We start from the raw sequence: 18,751 nt of genomic DNA, 5'->3' as shown, positions 1-18,751 counted from the left end.
ATGGAAGACCCACCCGCGTGAGGAGTGCTCTTGCCAGACAAGGCCCAGCCACTCGACGCCGCAGGCGGGACGCAGCCGGTGGACGCGAGCGCGCAGACCCCCGCCGAGAGCGAAAGCAGGGGCCAGGCAGCCGCGGCGGAGCCGGCGGCGGCCCTGCCGCTGACCGCGCCGGAGACAGCTCCCGCCGTGCGGCCCGTCCGCACGCCCGGAAGCGTCGCCCCGACCCGTCCCGGCGCCTCCTCCAGCCGGGTGCGCGCCCGGCTGGCGCGGCTCGGTGTGCAGCGCTCCAGCCCGTACAACCCGGTCCTGGAGCCGCTGCTGCGCGTCGTGCGGGGGAACGACCCCAAGGGTGACACCGCGCAGCTCCGGCAGATCGAGAGCGCGTACCAGGTCGCCGAGCGCTGGCACCGCGGTCAGAAGCGCAAGAGCGGCGACCCGTACATCACGCACCCGCTGGCCGTCACCACCATCCTCGCCGAGCTGGGCATGGACTCGGCCACCTTGATGGCCGGGCTGCTGCACGACACCGTCGAGGACACCGAGTACGGCCTGGACACCCTGCGCCGCGACTTCGGCGACCAGGTGGCGCTGCTGGTGGACGGCGTGACCAAGCTGGACAAGGTCAAGTTCGGCGAGGCCGCGCAGGCCGAGACGGTCCGCAAGATGGTCGTGGCGATGGCCAAGGACCCCCGGGTGCTGGTCATCAAGCTCGCCGACCGGCTGCACAACATGCGGACCATGCGCTACCTCAAGCGCGAGAAGCAGGAGAAGAAGGCCCGCGAGACCCTGGAGATCTACGCCCCGCTGGCCCACCGGCTGGGCATGAACACCATCAAGTGGGAGCTGGAGGACCTCGCCTTCGCGATCCTCTACCCGAAGATGTACGACGAGATCGTCCGCCTGGTCGCCGAGCGCGCCCCCAAGCGCGACGAGTACCTGGCCGTCGTCACCGACCGGGTCCAGCAGGACCTGCGCTCCGCCCGGATCAAGGCCACCGTCACCGGCCGCCCCAAGCACTACTACAGCGTGTACCAGAAGATGATCGTCCGCGGCCGGGACTTCGCGGAGATCTACGACCTGGTCGGCATCCGGGTGCTGGTCGACACCGTCCGGGACTGCTACGCGGCGCTCGGCACCATTCACGCGCGATGGAATCCGGTCCCCGGCCGGTTCAAGGACTACATCGCGATGCCGAAGTTCAACATGTACCAGTCCCTGCACACCACGGTGATCGGTCCCAGCGGCAAGCCCGTCGAGCTGCAGATCCGCACCTTCGACATGCACCGCAGGGCCGAGTACGGCATCGCGGCGCACTGGAAGTACAAGCAGGAAGCGGTGGCCGGCGCCTCCAAGGTGCGCACCGACAGCCCGCGCTCGGACAAGAAGGACGACGCGGTCAACGACATGGCCTGGCTGCGTCAGCTGCTGGACTGGCAGAAGGAGACCGAGGACCCGGGCGAGTTCCTGGAGTCGCTGCGCTTCGACCTCTCGCAGAACGAGGTCTTCGTCTTCACGCCCAAGGGCGACGTGATAGCGCTGCCGGCCGGCGCCACCCCGGTGGACTTCGCCTACGCGGTGCACACCGAGGTCGGTCACCGGACGATCGGCGCCCGCGTCAACGGCCGTCTGGTGCCGCTGGAGTCCACCCTGGACAACGGCGACACCGTGGAGGTCTTCACCTCCAAAGCGGCCGGCGCCGGGCCGTCCCACGACTGGCTCGGCTTCGTCAAGTCACCGCGGGCCCGTAACAAGATCCGCGCCTGGTTCTCCAAGGAGCGCCGCGAAGAGGCGGTCGAGCAGGGCAAGGAAGCCATCGCCCGGGCGATGCGCAAGCAGAACCTGCCGATCCAGCGGGTGCTCACCGGCGACTCGCTGGTCACCCTCGCGCACGAGATGCGCTATCCCGACATCTCCGCGCTGTACGCGGCGATCGGCGAGGGGCACATCACCGCCCAGTCGGTGGTGCAGAAGCTGGTGGACGCGCTCGGCGGCGAGGAAGGTGCCACCGAGGACATCGCGGAGATCACCACTCCGACGCAGGGCCGCACCAAGCGGCGGGCCAACGCGGACCCCGGTGTCATCGTCAAGGGCGTCAGCGACGTCTGGGTGAAGCTCTCGCGGTGCTGTACGCCGGTGCCGGGCGACCCGATCATCGGGTTCGTCACCCGCGGGAACGGCGTCTCGGTGCACCGGGCGGACTGCGTGAACGTGGAGTCGCTCTCCCAGCAGCCCGAGCGGATCATCGACGTCGAGTGGGCGCCGACCCAGTCCTCGGTCTTCCTGGTCGCCATCCAGGTGGAGGCGCTGGATCGCTCCCGGCTGCTCTCGGACGTCACCCGGGTGCTCTCCGACCAGCACGTCAACATCCTGTCCGCGGCCGTCCAGACCTCCCGCGACCGGGTCGCCACCTCCCGGTTCACCTTCGAGATGGGCGACCCCAAGCACCTCGGGCACGTCCTGAAGGCCGTCCGCGGCGTCGAAGGCGTCTACGACGTCTACCGGGTCACCTCGGGCCGCCAGCGCTGACCACAGCTGAGGGGCGGGACCCGTCCGGGTCCCGCCCCTCAGCCGTGCGCCGTACTCAGCCGCCGAACTCCTGCATGCCCTTCAGCGCCGAGTCCAGCAGCGCCTGCCGGCCGTCCAGCTCCGCCTGGAGCTTGTCGGCCTTCGCGGTGTTCCCCGCGGCCCGCGCCGCCTCGATCTGCGCCCGGAGCTTGTCGACCGCCGCCTGGAGCTGTCCGGTCAGGCCGGCCGCCCGCGCCCGTACCTCCGGGTTGGTGCGCCGCCACTCGGCTTCCTCGGTCTCGGCCAGCGCACGCTCGACGGTGTGCATCCGGGCCTCGATGCGCGGCCGGGCGTCCCGCGGCACATGGCCGATGGCCTCCCACCGCTCGTTGAGCGAGCGGAACGCGGCCCTGGCCGCCTTCAGGTCCGTCACCGGCAGCAGTTTCTCCGCCTCGGTGACCAGCTCCTCCTTGAGCGCGAGGTTGTCGCGCTCGCTGCTGTCGCGCTCGGCGAAGACCTCGGAGCGGGCGGCGAAGAAGACGTCCTGGGCGCCGCGGAAGCGGTTCCACAGGTCGTCCTCGGCCTCGCGCTGGGCGCGGCCCGCGGCCTTCCACTCCGCCATCAGCTCGCGGTAGCGGGCCGCCGTCGGCCCCCAGTCCGTCGAGTCCGACAGCGCCTGCGCCTCGGTGACCAGCTTCTCCTTGGTCCGCCTGGCCTCCTCGCGCTGGGCGTCCAGCGACGCGAAGTGCGCCTTGCGGCGCTTGGAGAACACCGACCGCGCGTGGCTGAACCGGTGCCACAGCTCGTCGTCCGCCCGCCGGTCGAGCCGGGGCAGCGCCTTCCAGGTGTCCACCAGCGCGCGCAGCCGCTCGCCCGCCGTACGCCACTGCTCGCTCTCGGCCAACTGCTCGGCCTCGGTGACCAGTTGCTCCTTGGCGGCCTTGGCCTCCTCGTTCTGCTTCGCCTTGGCGACCCGGCGTTCCTCCCGCCGGGAGTCCACCAGGGCGACCAGGGCGTCCAGGCGCGTGGCCAGCGCCTCCAGGTCGCCCACCGCGTGCGCCTCGGCCACCGCGGCCCGCAGGTGCTCGATCGCGGCCAGGGCGTCCTTCGGGGCGATGTCGGTGGTCCGCACCCGCCGTTCCAGGAGGCCGATCTCCACGACGAGCCCCTCGTACTTGCGCTCGAAGTAGGCGAGGGCCTCCTGGGGGGAGCCCGCCTGCCACGAACCGACCTCTTTCTCCCCCTCGGCCGTACGCACGTACACGGTCCCCGTCTCGTCGACGCGGCCCCACGGGTCGCTGCTCACAGCGCCTCCTCCACGTGATGCCCCCACCGCATGACACCGGCGGGCATCGTCCACAGTATTTCTCCGGCCGGGCCGCACGCCCTGACCGATCCAACGCCAACATAGGCGACCGGCGGCCCGGCTGTCCGCATCCGGTGCGGGCCCGATGGTGATTCAGATACCGATCAGGTCTCGAACCCTTACCCGAACCCGTGCCCGGAGCCGCCCGGAAGCCGGAGACCGGCCCCCGCTGGGGGCCGGTCTCCGGCTTCCGGCTGCGGGCCGGGATCAGGACTTGGTGACGGTGGCCTTGTTGATCACCACGGTGGCGTTCGGCGCACCGTCGCCCTGGCCGGAGTTCTCACCGGCGCCGGCGATCTTGGCGAGCACCTTCAGGCCGTCCGGGCTGATCGTGCCGAACGGGGTGTAGCTCGGCGGCAGCGGGCTGTCCTTGTAGACCAGGAAGAACTGGCTGCCGCCGGTGTGCGGCTGGCCGGTGTTGGCCATCGCCACGGTGCCCGCCTTGTAGTTCACGCTGCCGTCGGCGCCGGCCTTGCCGAGTCCGGTCAGGTTCTCGTCCGGGATGGTGTACCCCGGGCCGCCGCTGCCCTGGCCGGTCGGGTCACCGCACTGCAGCACGTAGATGCCGGTCGTGGTGAGCCGGTGGCACTTGGTGTGGTCGAAGTAGCCCTTGCCGGCCAGGAAGTCGAAGGAGTTGGTGGTCTGCGGGGCCTTCGCCGCGTTCAGCGCGATCGGGATGCTGCCGCAGGTGGTCTGCAGGGTGAAGGTGTACTTCGCGCTCTTGTCGATCGACAGCGCCGGCGCGGTCTTCCACTGCTGCTTGCCCGGCGAACCGGCGGCCGGCTTGCTGCACGGGTCCTTGACCGGCGCGGCGGTGGTGGCGGGCGCGGAGGCCGACGGCGTCGCGGCCTTCGCGGCCGCGTCGGTCTTCTTGCCGTCGCTGTCGAAGGCGCCGCCGATCCAGGCACCGCCGACACCGGCGATGACGACCACGGCAACCGCGGCGATGATCGCATTGCGGATCCGCGACTTCTGCCGCAACTGCACCCTGCGCTGCTGCTGACGCTCGAACTTCTCCCGGGCGAGCTGCCGCCGCCGCTGGTCCTTGGTGACCACTTCGCCGTCTCCGTCGTTAGTCTCGTGTGTGCTCGGTCGAGCACGCCGTCTGCCCGCTGTCTGGGGCTGTCTGCGCCATCTGCTGTTGTACCTGCTCGCGCACGGGACGTCTGTGCCGCGTGCCGCAGATCCTCGCGGTCCGCAAGCGCGCAGTCCAGTCCCCCTGCCGGCCGGCGGACCTGCCGATGCGGGCACCATACGAGTTCGCGGCCGTCATGGGGTCGCCGGTAGGCTCGTGGAACGGATCGTGCACCACCGAGCTGTGAATCGGCGGCCTCCCGCGATCCGCACCCGATCACCGCACCTGATCGCAAGCCCTGATCGCGGCACTTGATCACCGCGCCGGACGACAGAAGGACGAACGTGCTCATTGCCGGGTTCCCCGCCGGGGCCTGGGGCACCAACTGCTACGTGGTCGCCCCCGCCGCCGGTGAGGAGTGCGTGATCATCGACCCGGGCCACCTCGCGGCCCAGGGCGTCGAGGACACACTCGCCAAGCACCGGCTCAAGCCTGTCGCCGTCATCCTCAGCCACGGTCACATCGACCATGTCGCCTCCGTCGTACCGGTCTGCGGGGCGCGGGGCATTCCGGCCTGGATCCACCCCGAGGACCGCTTCATGCTCAGCGACCCGGAGAAGGCGCTCGGCCGCGCGTTCGGCGCGCAGCTGCTGGGCGAGCTGACCGTCGGCGAGCCGGACGACCTCAGGGAACTGACCGACGGCGCCGGCCTGCCGCTGGCCGGCCTGGAGTTCTCCGTCGCGCACGCGCCCGGCCATACCAGGGGGTCGGTGACGTTCAGGCTGCCCGAGACCGCCGGCATCCCGTCGGTGCTCTTCTCCGGTGACCTGCTCTTCGCCGGCTCCGTCGGACGCACCGACCTGCCCGGCGGCTCCACGGCCGAGCTCCACGAGTCGCTGGCCCGGGTGTGCCTGCCGCTCGACGACTCGACCGTGGTGCTCTCCGGCCACGGCCCCCAGACGACCATCGGCCGCGAGCGTGCCACCAACCCCTACCTGGGCGAGGCGGCCCGCGGCCACGGCGCCGGCGACCCGGCTCCGCGACGAGGATTGTGACGACCCACGCTGTGACCACGTTCCAGGCCCCCAAGGGCACCTACGATCTGCTGCCGCCCGCCTCCGCGACGTACCTCGCGGTGCGCGAGGCGATCGCCGCACCCGCCCGCCGGGCGGGCTACGGCTATGTCGAGACCCCCGGATTCGAGAACGTCGAACTCTTCTCCCGCGGTGTCGGCGAGTCCACCGACATCGTCACCAAGGAGATGTTCACCCTCACCACCAAGGGCGGCACCGAGCTGGCCCTGCGCCCCGAAGGCACCGCCTCGGTGCTGCGGGCGGCCCTGCAGGCCAATCTGCACAAGACCGGCAACCTGCCGGTCAAGCTCTGGTACTCCGGCTCCTACTACCGCTACGAGCGCCCGCAGGCCGGCCGCTACCGGCACTTCTCCCAGGTCGGCGCCGAGGCGATCGGCGCCGAGGACCCGGTGCTCGATGCCGAGCTGATCATCCTGGCGGTGGACGCCTACCGCTCGCTGGGCCTGCGGAACTTCCGGCTGCTGCTCAACTCGCTCGGCGACAAGGAGTGCCGGCCGGCCTACCGCGCCGCCCTCCAGGAGTACCTGCGACGGCTCGACCTCGACGAGGACACCCGCAAGCGGATCGAGATCAACCCGCTGCGTGTGCTGGACGACAAGCGTGAGTCCGTCCAGCGTCAACTCGCCGGCGCCCCGCTCATCAGTGATCACCTGTGCGAGGCGTGCAAGGCGTACCACGAGCAGGTACGCGAACTGCTGACCGAGGCCGGCGTCGCCTACGAGGACGACCCGCGGCTGGTGCGCGGCCTGGACTACTACACCCGGACCACCTTCGAGTTCGTGCACGACGGGCTCGGCTCGCAGTCCGCGGTCGGCGGCGGCGGCCGGTACGACGGCCTCTCCGAGATGATCGGCGGCCCGTCACTGCCCTCGGTCGGCTGGGCGCTTGGCGTGGACCGCACCGTGCTCGCGCTCCAGGCGGAGGGTGTCGAACTGGCACTTCCCGCGGTCACCGACGTCTACGCGGTACCGCTCGGCGAGGAGGCCAGGCGGGCGCTGTTCACCGCGGTCACCGCGCTGCGCAGGGCCGGGGTCGCGGCGGACTTCGCCTTCGGCGGCAAGGGCCTGAAGAACGCGATGAAATCGGCCAACCGGTCCGGCGCCCGCTTCGCGCTGGTCGCCGGTGAGCGGGACCTGGCCGAGGGGGTCGTGCAGCTGAAGGACCTGGAGACCGGCGAGCAGGGGCCGGTGGCGCTCGATGAGGTCGTCACCACGGTCAAGGAACGTCTGGCCTGATCTCCTCGGCATTCCCTCATCCGTGGCACCGGGGTGGCCGGGACTTATTCCGTCCTCACCACCCTGGTGCACAATGAGGGGTGCCCGCCCCACGGCCCTAGTAGAGATCGGCGACCATGACGACTTCCGCTCTTGATGAGACGCGTACCGGCGGCGAACCGGACCAGCGTCCTGCCGACGGCATCGCCGCGGGACGAGCGTTCACCTGGCTGCTGCTCATCTGCGGAGCACTCGGCCTGCTCGCGTCCTTCGTCATCACGGACGACAAGTTCAAGCTGCTGCAGGCCAAGGTCGACGGCAAGACGTACACCCCCGCGTGCAGCCTGAACCCGATCATCTCCTGCAGCAACATCATGCAGAGCGACCAGGCGCACGCCTTCGGCTTCCCGAACCCGATCATCGGGCTGGCCGCGTACCCCGTGATGATCTGCATCGCCATGGGCGTCCTCGCCGGTGCCCGGTTCCGCCCCTGGTTCTGGCTCGGCCTCCAGGCCGGCGGCCTGTTCGGTGTGGTCTTCGTCTCCTGGCTCCAGTACCAGTCGCTCTACAGCATCGGCTCGCTCTGCCTGTGGTGCAGCCTGGCCTGGGTCGTCACCATCGCCACCTTCTGGTACACGTTCGTGCACAACGTCAAGCACGACATCATCCGCATCCCGCGGGCGGCCCGCTCGCTGGTGCTGGAGTTCCACTGGGTCGTGCCGGTGCTCTGGTACGGCATCATCGCCACGCTGATCCTGACCCGCTGGTGGGCGTACTGGCAGACGCTGGTCTGAGCCGCCGGGCCCCGGCGGCTCTCATCCGCCCCCGGCCCCGGCGGGCTCGCACGGGGTCCGACCGCGGACTCACATGCGCTCGAAGGACCGGAACCGCTCCCAGTCGGTGACGGCCGTGTCGAACTGCTCCAGCTCGACCCGGGCCATGTTCGCGTAGTGGGCCACCACCTCGGGGCCGAAGGCCGCCGCCGCCAGTGCGCTGTCCGACCAGAGCGCCGCCGCGTCCCGCAGCGAACCCGGCACCCGCGGATAGCCGGCGGTGTAGGCGTTGCCGGCACACGGCTCGGGCAGTTCCAGCTCCTGCTCCACGCCGTGCAGGCCGGCCGCGACCATCGCGGCCAGCGCGAGGTAGGGGTTCACATCGCCGCCGGGCACCCGGTTCTCCAGCCGCAGTGAGGCCCCGTGCCCGACCACCCGGAACGCGCAGGTGCGGTTGTCATTGCCCCAGGCGACCGCGGTCGGGGCGAAGGAACCGTCCCGGTAGCGCTTGTACGAGTTGATGTTCGGCGCGAAGAGCAGGCTGAGGTCACGCAGGGCCGCCAGCTGGCCGGCCAGGAAGTGGCGCATCACCTTCGACATCCCGCCTTCCGCGTCCGCCAGCACCGGCCGGCCGCCGGCGTCCCGCAGCGACAGGTGGATGTGGCAGGAGTTGCCCTCCCGCTCGTCGTACTTCGCCATGAAGGTGAGCGCCAGGCCCTCCTGGGCGGCGATCTCCTTGGCGCCGGTCTTGTAGACGCTGTGCTGGTCGCAGGTGGTCAGCGCCTCGTCGTAGCGGAAGACCACCTCGTGCTGGCCGAGGTTGCACTCGCCCTTGGCCGACTCCGGGACCAGACCGGCGCCGGCCATGTCGTTGCGCAGCCGGCGCAGCAGCGGCTCCACCCGGGAGGTGGCGAGCAGCGAGTAGTCGGCGTTGTAGCGGTTGGCCGGGGTCAGTCCCCGGTAGCCGGCGTCCCACGCCTGCTCGTAGGTGTTCTTGAAGACCAGGAACTCCAGCTCGGTCCCGGCGTACGCCTGCCAGCCGCGGGCGGCGAGCCGGTCCAGCTGGCCGCGCAGGATCTGCCGCGGCGAGGCGACCACCGGGGAGCCGTCGTGCCAGGTCAGATCGGCCAGCACCAGCGCGGTGCCGTCCTCCCACGGGATGCGGCGCAGCGTCGCCAGGTCCGGCCGCATCGCGAAGTCCCCGTAGCCGCGCTCCCAGGACGACATCGCGTACCCGTCGACCGTGCCCATCTCGACGTCGACGGCCAGCAGGTAGTTGCAGCCCTCCGAGCCGTGGGGCAGCACCTCGTCGAGGAAGAACGGGGCGGCGAACCGTTTGCCCTGCAGGCGGCCCTGCATGTCGGTGAAGGCCAGCACCACGGTGTGGATCTCGCCGGCCGTCACCAGCAGGCGCAGTTCTTCGGCGGACAGTGCGGGCTCCCGGGACACTGCGGAATCTCGGCGCTCTACGGGCAAGGGGTTCCCCTCTCGTGGCACGGGCCACCCAACCTAGGGGTTTCGCCCCGCCGAGGGAACGAGGCGCCCTGACGGCCGCAGGACCGGGATGTCGGACCGGTGACCTAGGCTGAAGTGCGTGGAGCCAGATCTGTTCACCGCGGCCGTCGAGGACCGCCAGGAGCGCGACCCCAGCAGCAGCCCGCTCGCCGTACGGATGCGTCCGCGCACCATCGACGAGGTGGTGGGCCAGAAGCACCTGCTGCGCCAGGGCTCACCGCTGCGCCGGCTGGTCGGCGAGGGCGGCGGCGGCCCGGCCGGGTCGTCCTCGGTGATCTTGTGGGGTCCGCCCGGCACCGGCAAGACCACCCTCGCGTACGTGGTCAGCAAGGCCACCAACAAGCGTTTCGTGGAACTGTCCGCGATTACCGCGGGGGTCAAGGAGGTCCGCGCGGTCATCGAGAGCGCCAAGCGCCAGTCCGGCGGCTATCAGCGTGAGACCGTGCTCTTCCTGGACGAGATCCACCGCTTCAGCAAGGCCCAGCAGGACTCCCTGCTGCCCGCGGTGGAGAACCGCTGGGTGACCCTGATCGCGGCCACCACCGAGAACCCGTACTTCTCGGTGATCTCCCCGCTGCTGTCCCGCTCGCTGCTGCTCACCCTGGAGCCGCTCACCGACGACGACCTGCGGGACGTCCTGCACCGGGCGCTGACCGAGGAGCGCGGATTCGGCGGCGCGATCACGCTGCCCGAGGACGCCGAGGCGCATCTGCTGCGGATCGCCGGCGGCGATGCCCGCCGGGCGCTGACCGCGCTGGAGGCGGGCGCCGGTTCCGCCATCGCCAAGGGCGAGGACACCATCACCCTGGCCACCCTGGAGGAGTCGGTCGACCGGGCCGCGGTGACCTACGACCGGGACGGCGACCAGCACTACGACGTGGCCAGCGCGCTGATCAAGTCCATCCGCGGGTCCGATGTGGACGCGGCCCTGCACTACCTGGCCCGGATGATCGACGCGGGCGAGGACCCGCGCTTCATCGCCCGCCGGCTGATGATCTCGGCGAGCGAGGACATCGGCCTCGCCGACCCCACCGCGCTGCCGACCGCGGTCGCCGCGGCGCAGGCGGTGGCCATGATCGGCTTCCCCGAGGCGTCGCTGATCCTCAGCCACGCCACGATCGCGCTGGCGCTCGCCGCGAAGTCCAACGCGGCGACCACCGCGATCGGCGCGGCGCTTGCGGACGTACGGGCCGGCAAGGCGGGACCGGTGCCGCCGCACCTGCGGGACGGGCACTACAAGGGCGCGGCGAAGCTCGGCCACGCCCAGGGGTACGTCTACCCGCACGATGTGCCGGGCGCCATCGCGGCCCAGACGTACCTCCCCGCGGAACTGCTCGGCACCCGCTACTACGAGCCGACCCGGTACGGAGCCGAGGCGCGCTACTACGACGTGCTGGAGCGGGTCAGGGAGCGGCTGGCAGGCCGCGGGGACTGAGGGCGGCGACGGCTCCGCCGGTCCCGCCGGCCCGGGGTCACTCCTCGCGGGCGGCGGCGAACAGCGCCCGCATCGAACGCTGGGCGTCCTCCAGGCCGCCGGCCGGCTCGGGGAAGTCGAAGCGCGCGTCGAAGACCCCGTCGTCGGCGGTGAAGCGCACCCGCAGCCCGAACCGGTCCAGCGCCAGCGGCACCGCGGCGGCGGCCGCCCGGGGCCCGCATCCGCCGTCCGGGGAGGCGATCAGACCGCAGAGCAGTCCGACCTCCTCCTGGTGGGCGGCGGCCAGGTGCTGGAGCACCTCCGCCTCGCAGCCGCGCAGCGGATCGGCCTCGGCCGCGGCGAACTCGTCCGGCTCCACCAGCCCGGCGCCCCACAGATCGTCCACCGTGATCTCGCCGGGCTCCAGCCGCAGCAACTGGGCGCCGGCCTCGAAGGCGCCGCACGGCACCGGGGTCAGCCAGCCCGCGATCCAGGCCCGGCCGCGGATCCGGTGCGGCACCGCGACCGGGGCCACATCGGTGATCTCCAGCACAGCGGTCACCTCTTCGTCGCCGGCGTCCAGCACCGCGCGGGCGGCGGGCGCGTGCCGAGGGACGAGCAGAAACAGGTCGCCGTCCGGGCCCACCGAGTGCCGCAGCGGGGTCATCGGGGTCATCGGGTCTTCGGGGGAGACGCCGAGGCCCGGAATGGTCAGGGCGAGTGACGGGTTACCCTCGACGAGAGTGCGTGCGCGTTCGGCGGCCGTTGGCTGCCGGGGCGCTTCCTCCTCCTCTACGGGACGCGGCTGACTGTGCTCTGACTCGTTGCTCAGGTCAGGCATGGGGTTCCCGGGTCGAATCATGCGCACTCCTCAGTTAAGGTAAGCCTTACCTAATTTACACGGAGGTTCAACGCACGTGAATCAGTCGCGTCCCAAGGTCAAGAAGTCCCGGGCGCTGGGCATCGCGCTCACCCCGAAGGCGGTCAAGTACTTCGAGGCACGCCCGTACCCGCCGGGTGAGCACGGTCGTGGTCGCAAGCAGAACAGCGACTACAAGACCCGGCTGCTGGAGAAGCAGCGGCTGCGCGCGCAGTACGACATCAGTGAGCGTCAGATGCAGCGCGCCTACGACCGGGCCAGGAAGGTCGCGGGGCAGCGCACCGGCGAGGCGCTGATCATCGAGCTGGAGCGGCGGCTGGACGCGCTGGTGCTGCGCTCGGGTCTTGCCCGCACGATCTACCAGTCCCGGCAGATGGTGGTGCACGGCCACATCGAGGTGAACGGCCGCAAGGTCGACAAGCCGTCCTTCCGGGTGCGCCCCGAGGACGTCGTCCAGGTCCGCGAGCGGTCCCGGGAGAAGACGCCGTTCGCGGTCGCCCGCGAGGGCGGCTGGGCCGGTGACGGCGAGACCCCGCGCTACCTTCAGGTCAACCTGCAGGCGCTGGCGTTCCGGCTCGACCGCGACCCGAACCGCAAGGAGATCCCGGTCATCTGCGACGAGCAGCTCGTCGTCGAGTACTACGCCCGCTGATCCCTCCGGGGGGCGCGGGGAACGGCGGCCGGCCACGACGGGGCCGCACCCCGTCACCGGCCGGGTAGGGCAGTTGCTCTCGTGTCCGGACCACCGGCCGGTGGCCGGTTGCTCGCGCCGTTCCTCGCGCCCCTTCGGGGCACGGGTCCCCGCTAGGGCGCTGGGGGTACCCCCGGACGGAGTCTGGGGGAGGAACTGCGGCCGGCCACGACGGGGCCGCACCCCGTCACCGGCCGGGTAGGGCAGTCGCTGTCGTTTCCGGACCACCGGCCGGTGGTGGGTTGCTCGCGCCGTTCCTCGCGCCCCTAGAGGGGGAGGGGGCTGGTCCGGGAGGGGGCCGCGGTGGGGGGCCGGTCGCGGGGGAGGGAGGGCGGTGGGCCGGGGCGGTCCAACGCCCGCCGTACCGCCTGGTCGAGAGTCAACCGCCCCCCTTCCGCCAGCGCCGCCGCGTACGCCGGCTCACCCAGTACCTCCCGCAGTCGCCGCTCGCAGATCAGGTGCGGCGCGTTGAAGTACCGCGAGCCGAAGAGCCGCAGGCCCACCGACTCCCACAGCCGGCCCGCCGCGCCCTGGAGCACCGCCGCCTCGTGCGGCGCCCCCTCGCCCTCGGTGATCAGCGCCAGCAGTTCCAGCGCCAGCACCGCCCCCACCAGATCGTGGAAGGCGTGGTCGATCGCGAGCGACTCCTCGGCCAGCCGCCGGGCCCGCTCCGGCTCACCGGCCAGCCAGGCCGCGTACGCCAGCACATAGAGCGCGTAGGCCAGCGTCCAGCGCTCCCCGTGGTCCCGGCAGATCTCCCTGACCTCCTGGGCGAGCCGCACCGCGTGCGGCACATCGCCCTGGAAGGCCACTGCCATCGCCAGCTCGACCTGCCCCATCAGCACATTGCTGTTCAGCTCGCCGATCCGCCGGTAGCGCCGCAGCGCGTCCCCGATGAAGTGCTCGGCGCGCGGCATGTCGTCCGAGACCAGCGCCAGGCAGCCCAGCCGGTGCACGGCGTACGCCTCGGCCGCCGCGTTCCCGGTCGCCTCCGCCTCGGCCCGGCACTCCTGGAGCGCCGCCAGCGCCGCCGCGGAGTCGCCCTGGAGCAGCGCCACATACCCGTACACCCACATCACCTTGGCCCGCGGCCCGCTCGGCGCCCCGGAGAGCTCCATCGCCCGCTCCAGCCAGTGCCGGCCCTCGCCCAGGCGCCCGCAGCCGACCCAGCAGAACCACAAGGTGGCCGCCAGGTACTGGCCGACCGCCGGGTCCTCGGCCGGCTCGCCCGCCGTCCCGTCCAGACTGAACTCCAGGGCCAGCCGCAGATTCGGCAGATCCGCCGCCACCCGGGCGGCCACCTCCGCCTGCCGCGGGCTGAACCACTCCAGCTCGCACCAGGTGGCCAGCCCGAGGTACCAGTCACGGTGCCTGCGCCGCATCCGGGTCTCGTCGCCGAGCACGGTCAGCCAGCCGGCCGCGTACTCGCGCACGCTCTCCAGCATCCGGTACCGCACCTGCCCGTCCGGGCCCTCCTCCCGGCTCAGCACCGACCGCTCGACCAGTGCCGCGACCGTCTCCACCACGCCTTCTTCGGCCAGTTCCGGGCCGCCGCACACGTACTCCACCGCGTCCAGGTCGAACCGGCCGGTGAACACCGACAGCCGTGCCCACAGCAGCCGTTGGGCGGGTGTGCACAGCTCATGGCTCCAGCCGATGGTGGTGCGCAGCGCCCGGTGCCGGGGCTCCGCGCCGGGGTCGCCGCCGGTCAGCAGCCGGAAACGGTCGTCGAGCCGGTCGAGCAACTGCTCCACCGACAGCGCGCGCAGCCGCACCGCGGCCAGCTCCAGGGCGAGCGGCAGCCCGTCCAGCCGGGCACACAGCTCGGCGACCGCGGCCGCGTTCTCCTCGGTGACCGCGAAGCCCGGCAGCACCGCCGCCGCCCGCTCGGCGAAGAGCCGCACCGCGTCCCCGGCCACCGGCAGCGGTTCCAGCGTCAGCAGCCGCTCCCCGGTGATGCCCAGCGGCCGGCGGGCGGCCGTCAGCACCCGTAACGCGGGCGCCCGGCGCAGCAATTCGGCCACCAGGGCCGCCGTCCGGCTGTGCAGCAGGTCGAAGCCGTCCAGGACCAGCAGCAGTTCGCGGTCGGCCAGATGCTCGGCCAGCGCCAGCCGGGGCGGCCTGGTGGTGTGGTCCGGCAGCCGCAGCGCGTCCGCCACCGTACGGTCGAGCAGCTCGCTGTCCCGGCCGTCCCGTGTCCCCGACAGCTCGACCAGCCAGACCCCGTCGCGGAAACGGTCCTGCGACTGCCCGGCCGCGCGCAGCGCCAGCCGGGTCTTGCCCACCCCGCCGGTGCCGGTCACCGTGACCAGTCGCTCGCGCGCCAACAGCCCCGACAACTCGGCCAGTTCATCGTCACGGCCGACGAAGCCGGTCAGTTCGGCCGGGAGGTTGCGCGGCGTACCCATGGTGCACGGAGCGTACTGGTGCAAACGCGGAACGTACAATCATGTCTCCAACCTTTCACCGATCTGATAAGGGATCGGCTGCCGGCCGCCGCCCGGCGGGCCGCCGCCACGCACCCGCGCGGTAGGGCCGGCCAGGCGCGGCGCGATAGGCTCGGCAGTCCCATCGCTGTGATGGGCACAGTGGCGGCGTACGAGCGAGTCAGGGCTGACAGGCAGGAGAGCGGCAGCGTGTCCGGTGGAGAGGTGGCCGGCCTCATCGTGGCGGTCTTCTGGGCGATCCTGGTGTCCTTCCTCGCCGTGGCGCTCTTCCGGCTCGCCCAGACCCTCAAGCGCACCACCGAGCTGGTCGCCGGGATCACCGAGCAGGCCGTACCGCTGCTCGGCGAGGCGTCCGACGCGCTGCGCACCGCGCACACCCAGCTCGACAGGGTCGACACCATCACCTCCGACGTCGCCGAGGTCACCGCCAACGCCTCCGCGCTCTCCTCCACCGTCGCGTCGGCGTTCGGCGGCCCGCTGGTGAAGGTCGCCGCCTTCGGTTACGGAGTGCGGCGCGCGGTCGGGCTGCAGACCGGCGACGCCGGCCGGGCCAGGGTGAGGACCGTCAAGGGCAAGGTGGTGCCCGCGGCCCGGCGTGGCCGCCGCCGCAACCGCACCGAGGACTGAGGGCTGAGAATCCATGTTTCGCCGCCTGTTCTGGTTCTTCACCGGCGCCGCCACCGGCGTCTGGGCCACCGTCAAGGTCAAGCGGGCGCTGCGCCGGCTCAGCCCGGACAGCCTCGCCGCCACCGCCGCCGACCGCGCGCTGGAGACCGGCGCCCGGCTGCGGCTGTTCGCCCACGACGTACGGGCCGGCATGGCCCAGCGTGAAGGCGAACTCCACGACGCCCTCGGCCTGCACGGCACGTCCGAGACACCGGGCCTGACCGCCCGCAAGGACCGGCCCGCGGTACTGCCCGCCCAGGACACCGACTTCCCGGCACCGCGCCGGGGCATCGCACACGACGCGTCGCACGAGGCGTACGACGCGTACGGAAACCGGAAGGACGAACACTGATGGAGTCGGCAGAAATCCGCCGCCGCTGGCTGCGCTTCTTCGAGGAGCGCGGGCACACCGTCGTGCCGTCGGCGTCCCTCATCGCCGACGACCCGACGCTGCTGCTCGTCCCGGCCGGCATGGTGCCCTTCAAGCCGTACTTCCTCGGCGAGGTCAAGCCCCCCTTCGCGCGTGCCACCAGCGTCCAGAAGTGCGTGCGTACCCCGGACATCGAAGAGGTCGGCAAGACCACCCGGCACGGCACCTTCTTCCAGATGTGCGGCAACTTCTCCTTCGGCGACTACTTCAAGGAAGACGCCATCACGTACGCCTGGGAGCTGCTCACCACGCCCCAGGACAAGGGCGGGTACGGCCTCGAAGGCGACCGCCTGTGGATCACCGTCTACGAGCAGGACGACGAGGCCGAGGCCATCTGGCGCGATGTCGTCGGCGTGCCCGCCGAGCGCATCCAGCGGCTCGGCATGGACTCCAACTTCTGGTCCATGGGCGTCCCCGGCCCCTGCGGCCCCTGCTCCGAGATCAACTACGACCGCGGCCCCGAGTTCGGCGAGGAGGGCGGCCCGGCGGTCAACGACGAGCGGTACGTGGAGATCTGGAACCTGGTCTTCATGCAGTACGTGCGCGGCGCCGGCGAGGGCAAGAACGACTTCCCGATCCTCGGCGACCTGCCCGCCAAGAACATCGACACCGGCCTCGGTCTGGAACGCCTGGCGATGATCCTGCAGGGCGTGCAGAACATGTACGAGACCGACACCCTGCGCGTCGTCATCGACAAGGCCACCGAACTCACCGGCGTGCCCTACGGCCGCGCCCACGACACCGATGTCGCGCTGCGGGTCGTCGCCGACCACATGCGCACCTCGATGATGCTCATCGGCGACGGCGTCACCCCCGGCAACGAGGGCCGCGGCTACGTCCTGCGCCGGATCATGCGCCGCGCCATCCGCAACATGCGGCTGCTCGGCGCGCACGAGGCGGTCGCCGCCGAACTCGTCGACGTGGTGCTCACCACCATGGGCGAGCAGTACCCGGAGCTGCTCACCGAGCGCAAGCGGATCGAGGCGGTGGCGCTCGCCGAGGAGGCCGCCTTCCTCAAGACGCTGCGGGCCGGCACCAACATCCTGGACACCGCGGTCAGCGAGACCAAGGCCGGCGGTGGCAGCGTCCTCTCCGGCGACCAGGCGTTCCTGCTCCACGACACCTGGGGCTTCCCGATCGACCTCACCTTGGAGATGGCCTCGGAACAGGGCCTGTCCGTGGACGAGGAGGGCTTCCGGCGGCTGATGAAGGAGCAGCGGGAGCGGGCCAAGGCCGACGCCCGGGCCAAGAAGACCGGCCACGCCGACCTGTCGGCCTACCGCGAGGTCGCCGACCGGGCCGGCGGCACCGAGTTCACCGGCTACCTCCACGACCACAACGAGGCCACCGTCGTCGGCCTGCTGGTCGACGGTCTGCCGTCGCCCGCGGCCACCGAGGGCGACGAGGTCGAGGTCGTGCTCGACCGCACCCCCTTCTACGCGGAAGGCGGCGGCCAGCTCGCCGACACCGGCCGGATCCGGCTGGACTCCGGCGCCGTGGTCGAGGTCCGCGACGTCCAGCAGCCGGTGCCCGGCGTCAGCGTGCACAAGGGTGTCGTCCAGGTCGGCGAGGTCACCGTGGGCGCGGCGGCGCACGCCCAGATCGACCTGGTGCGCCGCCGGGCCATCGCCCGCGCGCACAGCGCCACCCACCTCACCCACCAGGCGCTGCGCGACGCGCTCGGCCCCACCGCCGCCCAGGCCGGCTCGGAGAACTCACCCGGCCGTTTCCGCTTCGACTTCGGCTCCCCGGCCGCCGTACCCGGCGGGGTGCTCACCGACGTCGAGCAGAAGATCAACGAGGTGCTGGCCCGCGAACTCGACGTCACCGCCGAGGTGATGCCGATCGCCGAGGCCAGGAAGCAGGGCGCCATTGCCGAGTTCGGCGAGAAGTACGGCGAGCACGTCCGGGTCGTCACCATCGGGGACTTCTCCAAGGAACTCTGCGGCGGCACGCACGTCCAGAACACCGCCCAGCTCGGCCTGGTGAAGCTGCTCGGCGAGTCCTCGATCGGCTCCGGGGTCCGCCGCGTCGAGGCGCTGGTCGGGGTGGACGCGTACAACTTCCTGGCCCGGGAGCACACCGTGGTCGCCCAGCTCACCGAGCTGGTCAAGGGCCGCCCGGAGGAGCTGCCCGACAAGATCTCCGGCATGCTCGCCAAGCTCAAGGAGGCGGAGAAGGAGATCGACCGGTTCCGTGCCGAGAAGGTGCTCCAGGCCGCCGCCGGTCTCGCCGGGGGCGCCGAGGACGTCAAGGGCGTCGCCGTGGTCACCGCGACGGTGCCGGACGGCACCGGGGCCGACGACCTGCGCCGGCTGGTGCTGGACGTCCGGCAGCGCATCACCGGGGGGCGTCCGGCCGTGGTCGCCCTCTTCACGGTGGCCAACGGCCGCCCGCTGACCGTCATCGCCACCAATGAGGCCGCCCGTGAGCGCGGCGTCAAGGCCGGCGAGCTGGTCCGTACCGCCGCCAAGACACTCGGTGGCGGAGGCGGCGGCAAGGACGACGTCGCGCAGGGCGGCGGGCAGAACCCGGCGGCCGTACCGGACGCGATCGAGGCCGTGCGCCGGCTCGTCGCCGAGAAGGCGTGACGCCTGCGTGACCGACAAGTACCGCCGGCCCGAGCAGCCGGAGCGACGGGAGCCGCAGGACCGGCCGGATCAGCCGGATCAACCGGACGG

Annotated in this window: 14 protein-coding genes; 9 read left to right on the top strand and 5 right to left on the bottom strand. The window is 71.7% G+C overall.

What is annotated here, in order from left to right:
• Positions 1-30: 30 nt before the first annotated feature.
• The gene (locus OG552_RS05805; protein WP_443070874.1) at positions 31-2,526 is read left to right on the top strand and encodes a RelA/SpoT family protein; all 2,496 of its coding nucleotides are present in this window, start codon (positions 31-33) and stop codon (positions 2,524-2,526) included.
• A 55-nt stretch (positions 2,527-2,581) separates the two neighbouring features.
• Here the strand turns inward: OG552_RS05805 and OG552_RS05800 are convergent, their stop codons facing one another.
• Together OG552_RS05800 and OG552_RS05795 are read right to left on the bottom strand one after the other, a co-directional pair.
• Entirely contained in the window at positions 2,582-3,811 is a 1,230-nt protein-coding gene (locus OG552_RS05800) for a DUF349 domain-containing protein (protein WP_329130116.1), read from the bottom strand.
• A gap of 267 nt (positions 3,812-4,078) precedes the next feature.
• A complete protein-coding gene (locus OG552_RS05795; protein ID WP_329130115.1) occupies positions 4,079-4,927 on the bottom strand; it encodes a peptidylprolyl isomerase in 849 nt (282 codons plus the stop codon).
• Between the two features lie 363 nt (positions 4,928-5,290).
• On the opposite strand from OG552_RS05795, the gene OG552_RS05790 reads away from it, so the two are divergent.
• The 3 genes from OG552_RS05790 to OG552_RS05780 all read left to right on the top strand — a co-directional run bounded on the left by OG552_RS05790 (position 5,291) and on the right by OG552_RS05780 (position 8,048).
• Positions 5,291-6,001 (top strand): MBL fold metallo-hydrolase, encoded by a 711-nt coding sequence (locus OG552_RS05790; protein WP_329130114.1) that lies wholly within the window; start codon positions 5,291-5,293, stop codon positions 5,999-6,001.
• A gap of 11 nt (positions 6,002-6,012) precedes the next feature.
• Positions 6,013-7,275 carry a histidine--tRNA ligase gene (hisS, locus tag OG552_RS05785; RefSeq protein ID WP_329130113.1) on the top strand — a complete coding sequence of 421 codons (1,263 nt, stop codon included), beginning with the start codon at positions 6,013-6,015 and terminating at the stop codon, positions 7,273-7,275.
• Positions 7,276-7,391: 116 nt separating this feature from the next.
• Complete coding sequence (locus tag OG552_RS05780) at positions 7,392-8,048, top strand: vitamin K epoxide reductase family protein (protein WP_329130112.1); 657 nt, start codon at positions 7,392-7,394, stop codon at positions 8,046-8,048.
• Positions 8,049-8,117: 69 nt separating this feature from the next.
• Here the strand turns inward: OG552_RS05780 and OG552_RS05775 are convergent, their stop codons facing one another.
• Positions 8,118-9,476: a glutamine synthetase family protein gene (locus tag OG552_RS05775; RefSeq protein ID WP_329130111.1), complete on the bottom strand. Its 1,359-nt coding sequence runs from the start codon at positions 9,474-9,476 to the stop codon at positions 8,118-8,120.
• Positions 9,477-9,621: 145 nt separating this feature from the next.
• On the opposite strand from OG552_RS05775, the gene OG552_RS05770 reads away from it, so the two are divergent.
• Positions 9,622-10,977, top strand: a complete 1,356-nt coding sequence (locus OG552_RS05770) for a replication-associated recombination protein A (RefSeq protein WP_329130110.1) — start codon at positions 9,622-9,624, stop codon at positions 10,975-10,977.
• Between the two features lie 37 nt (positions 10,978-11,014).
• Here the strand turns inward: OG552_RS05770 and OG552_RS05765 are convergent, their stop codons facing one another.
• Positions 11,015-11,797 carry a DUF2470 domain-containing protein gene (locus OG552_RS05765; RefSeq protein ID WP_329130109.1) on the bottom strand — a complete coding sequence of 261 codons (783 nt, stop codon included), beginning with the start codon at positions 11,795-11,797 and terminating at the stop codon, positions 11,015-11,017.
• 76 nt (positions 11,798-11,873) lie between these two features.
• On the opposite strand from OG552_RS05765, the gene rpsD reads away from it, so the two are divergent.
• On the top strand, positions 11,874-12,488 hold the full coding sequence (gene rpsD, locus OG552_RS05760; RefSeq protein WP_329130108.1) for a 30S ribosomal protein S4: 615 nt from the start codon (positions 11,874-11,876) through the stop codon (positions 12,486-12,488).
• Positions 12,489-12,793: 305 nt separating this feature from the next.
• Here rpsD and OG552_RS05755 read toward each other — a convergent pair whose 3' ends face one another.
• Positions 12,794-14,935 carry an ATP-binding protein gene (locus OG552_RS05755; RefSeq protein ID WP_329130107.1) on the bottom strand — a complete coding sequence of 714 codons (2,142 nt, stop codon included), beginning with the start codon at positions 14,933-14,935 and terminating at the stop codon, positions 12,794-12,796.
• Between the two features lie 228 nt (positions 14,936-15,163).
• Here OG552_RS05755 and OG552_RS05750 point away from each other — a divergent pair, with 228 nt between their 5' ends.
• The 3 genes from OG552_RS05750 to alaS are packed head-to-tail and all read left to right on the top strand — an operon-like array spanning position 15,164 to position 18,661.
• Positions 15,164-15,601 carry a DUF948 domain-containing protein gene (locus OG552_RS05750; protein WP_329130106.1) on the top strand — a complete coding sequence of 146 codons (438 nt, stop codon included), beginning with the start codon at positions 15,164-15,166 and terminating at the stop codon, positions 15,599-15,601.
• 13 nt (positions 15,602-15,614) lie between these two features.
• On the top strand, positions 15,615-15,992 hold the full coding sequence (locus OG552_RS05745) for a DUF6167 family protein (protein WP_329130105.1): 378 nt from the start codon (positions 15,615-15,617) through the stop codon (positions 15,990-15,992).
• A complete protein-coding gene (gene alaS, locus OG552_RS05740; RefSeq protein ID WP_329130104.1) occupies positions 15,992-18,661 on the top strand; it encodes an alanine--tRNA ligase in 2,670 nt (889 codons plus the stop codon). The genes OG552_RS05745 and alaS overlap by 1 nt, the downstream gene beginning before the upstream one ends.
• Positions 18,662-18,751 lie beyond the last annotated feature (90 nt).

It is taken from the genome of Streptomyces sp. NBC_01476 (assembly GCF_036227265.1).
Classification (GTDB): Bacteria; Actinomycetota; Actinomycetes; order Streptomycetales; family Streptomycetaceae; genus Actinacidiphila.
The sequence above is the reverse complement of the archived record's forward strand: the minus strand, read 5'-3'. Positions and strand labels throughout refer to the sequence as shown.

Excerpts from the sequence above, each read along its gene's own strand:
- OG552_RS05780 (WP_329130112.1), top strand. The coding sequence starts at position 7,392 with ATGACGACTTCCGCTCTTGATGAGACGCGTACCGGCGGCGAACCGGAC.
- OG552_RS05765 (WP_329130109.1), bottom strand. The coding sequence starts at position 11,797 with ATGCCTGACCTGAGCAACGAGTCAGAGCACAGTCAGCCGCGTCCCGTA.
- OG552_RS05755 (WP_329130107.1), bottom strand. The coding sequence starts at position 14,935 with ATGGGTACGCCGCGCAACCTCCCGGCCGAACTGACCGGCTTCGTCGGC.
- OG552_RS05745 (WP_329130105.1), top strand. The coding sequence starts at position 15,615 with ATGTTTCGCCGCCTGTTCTGGTTCTTCACCGGCGCCGCCACCGGCGTC.
- alaS (WP_329130104.1), top strand. The coding sequence starts at position 15,992 with ATGGAGTCGGCAGAAATCCGCCGCCGCTGGCTGCGCTTCTTCGAGGAG.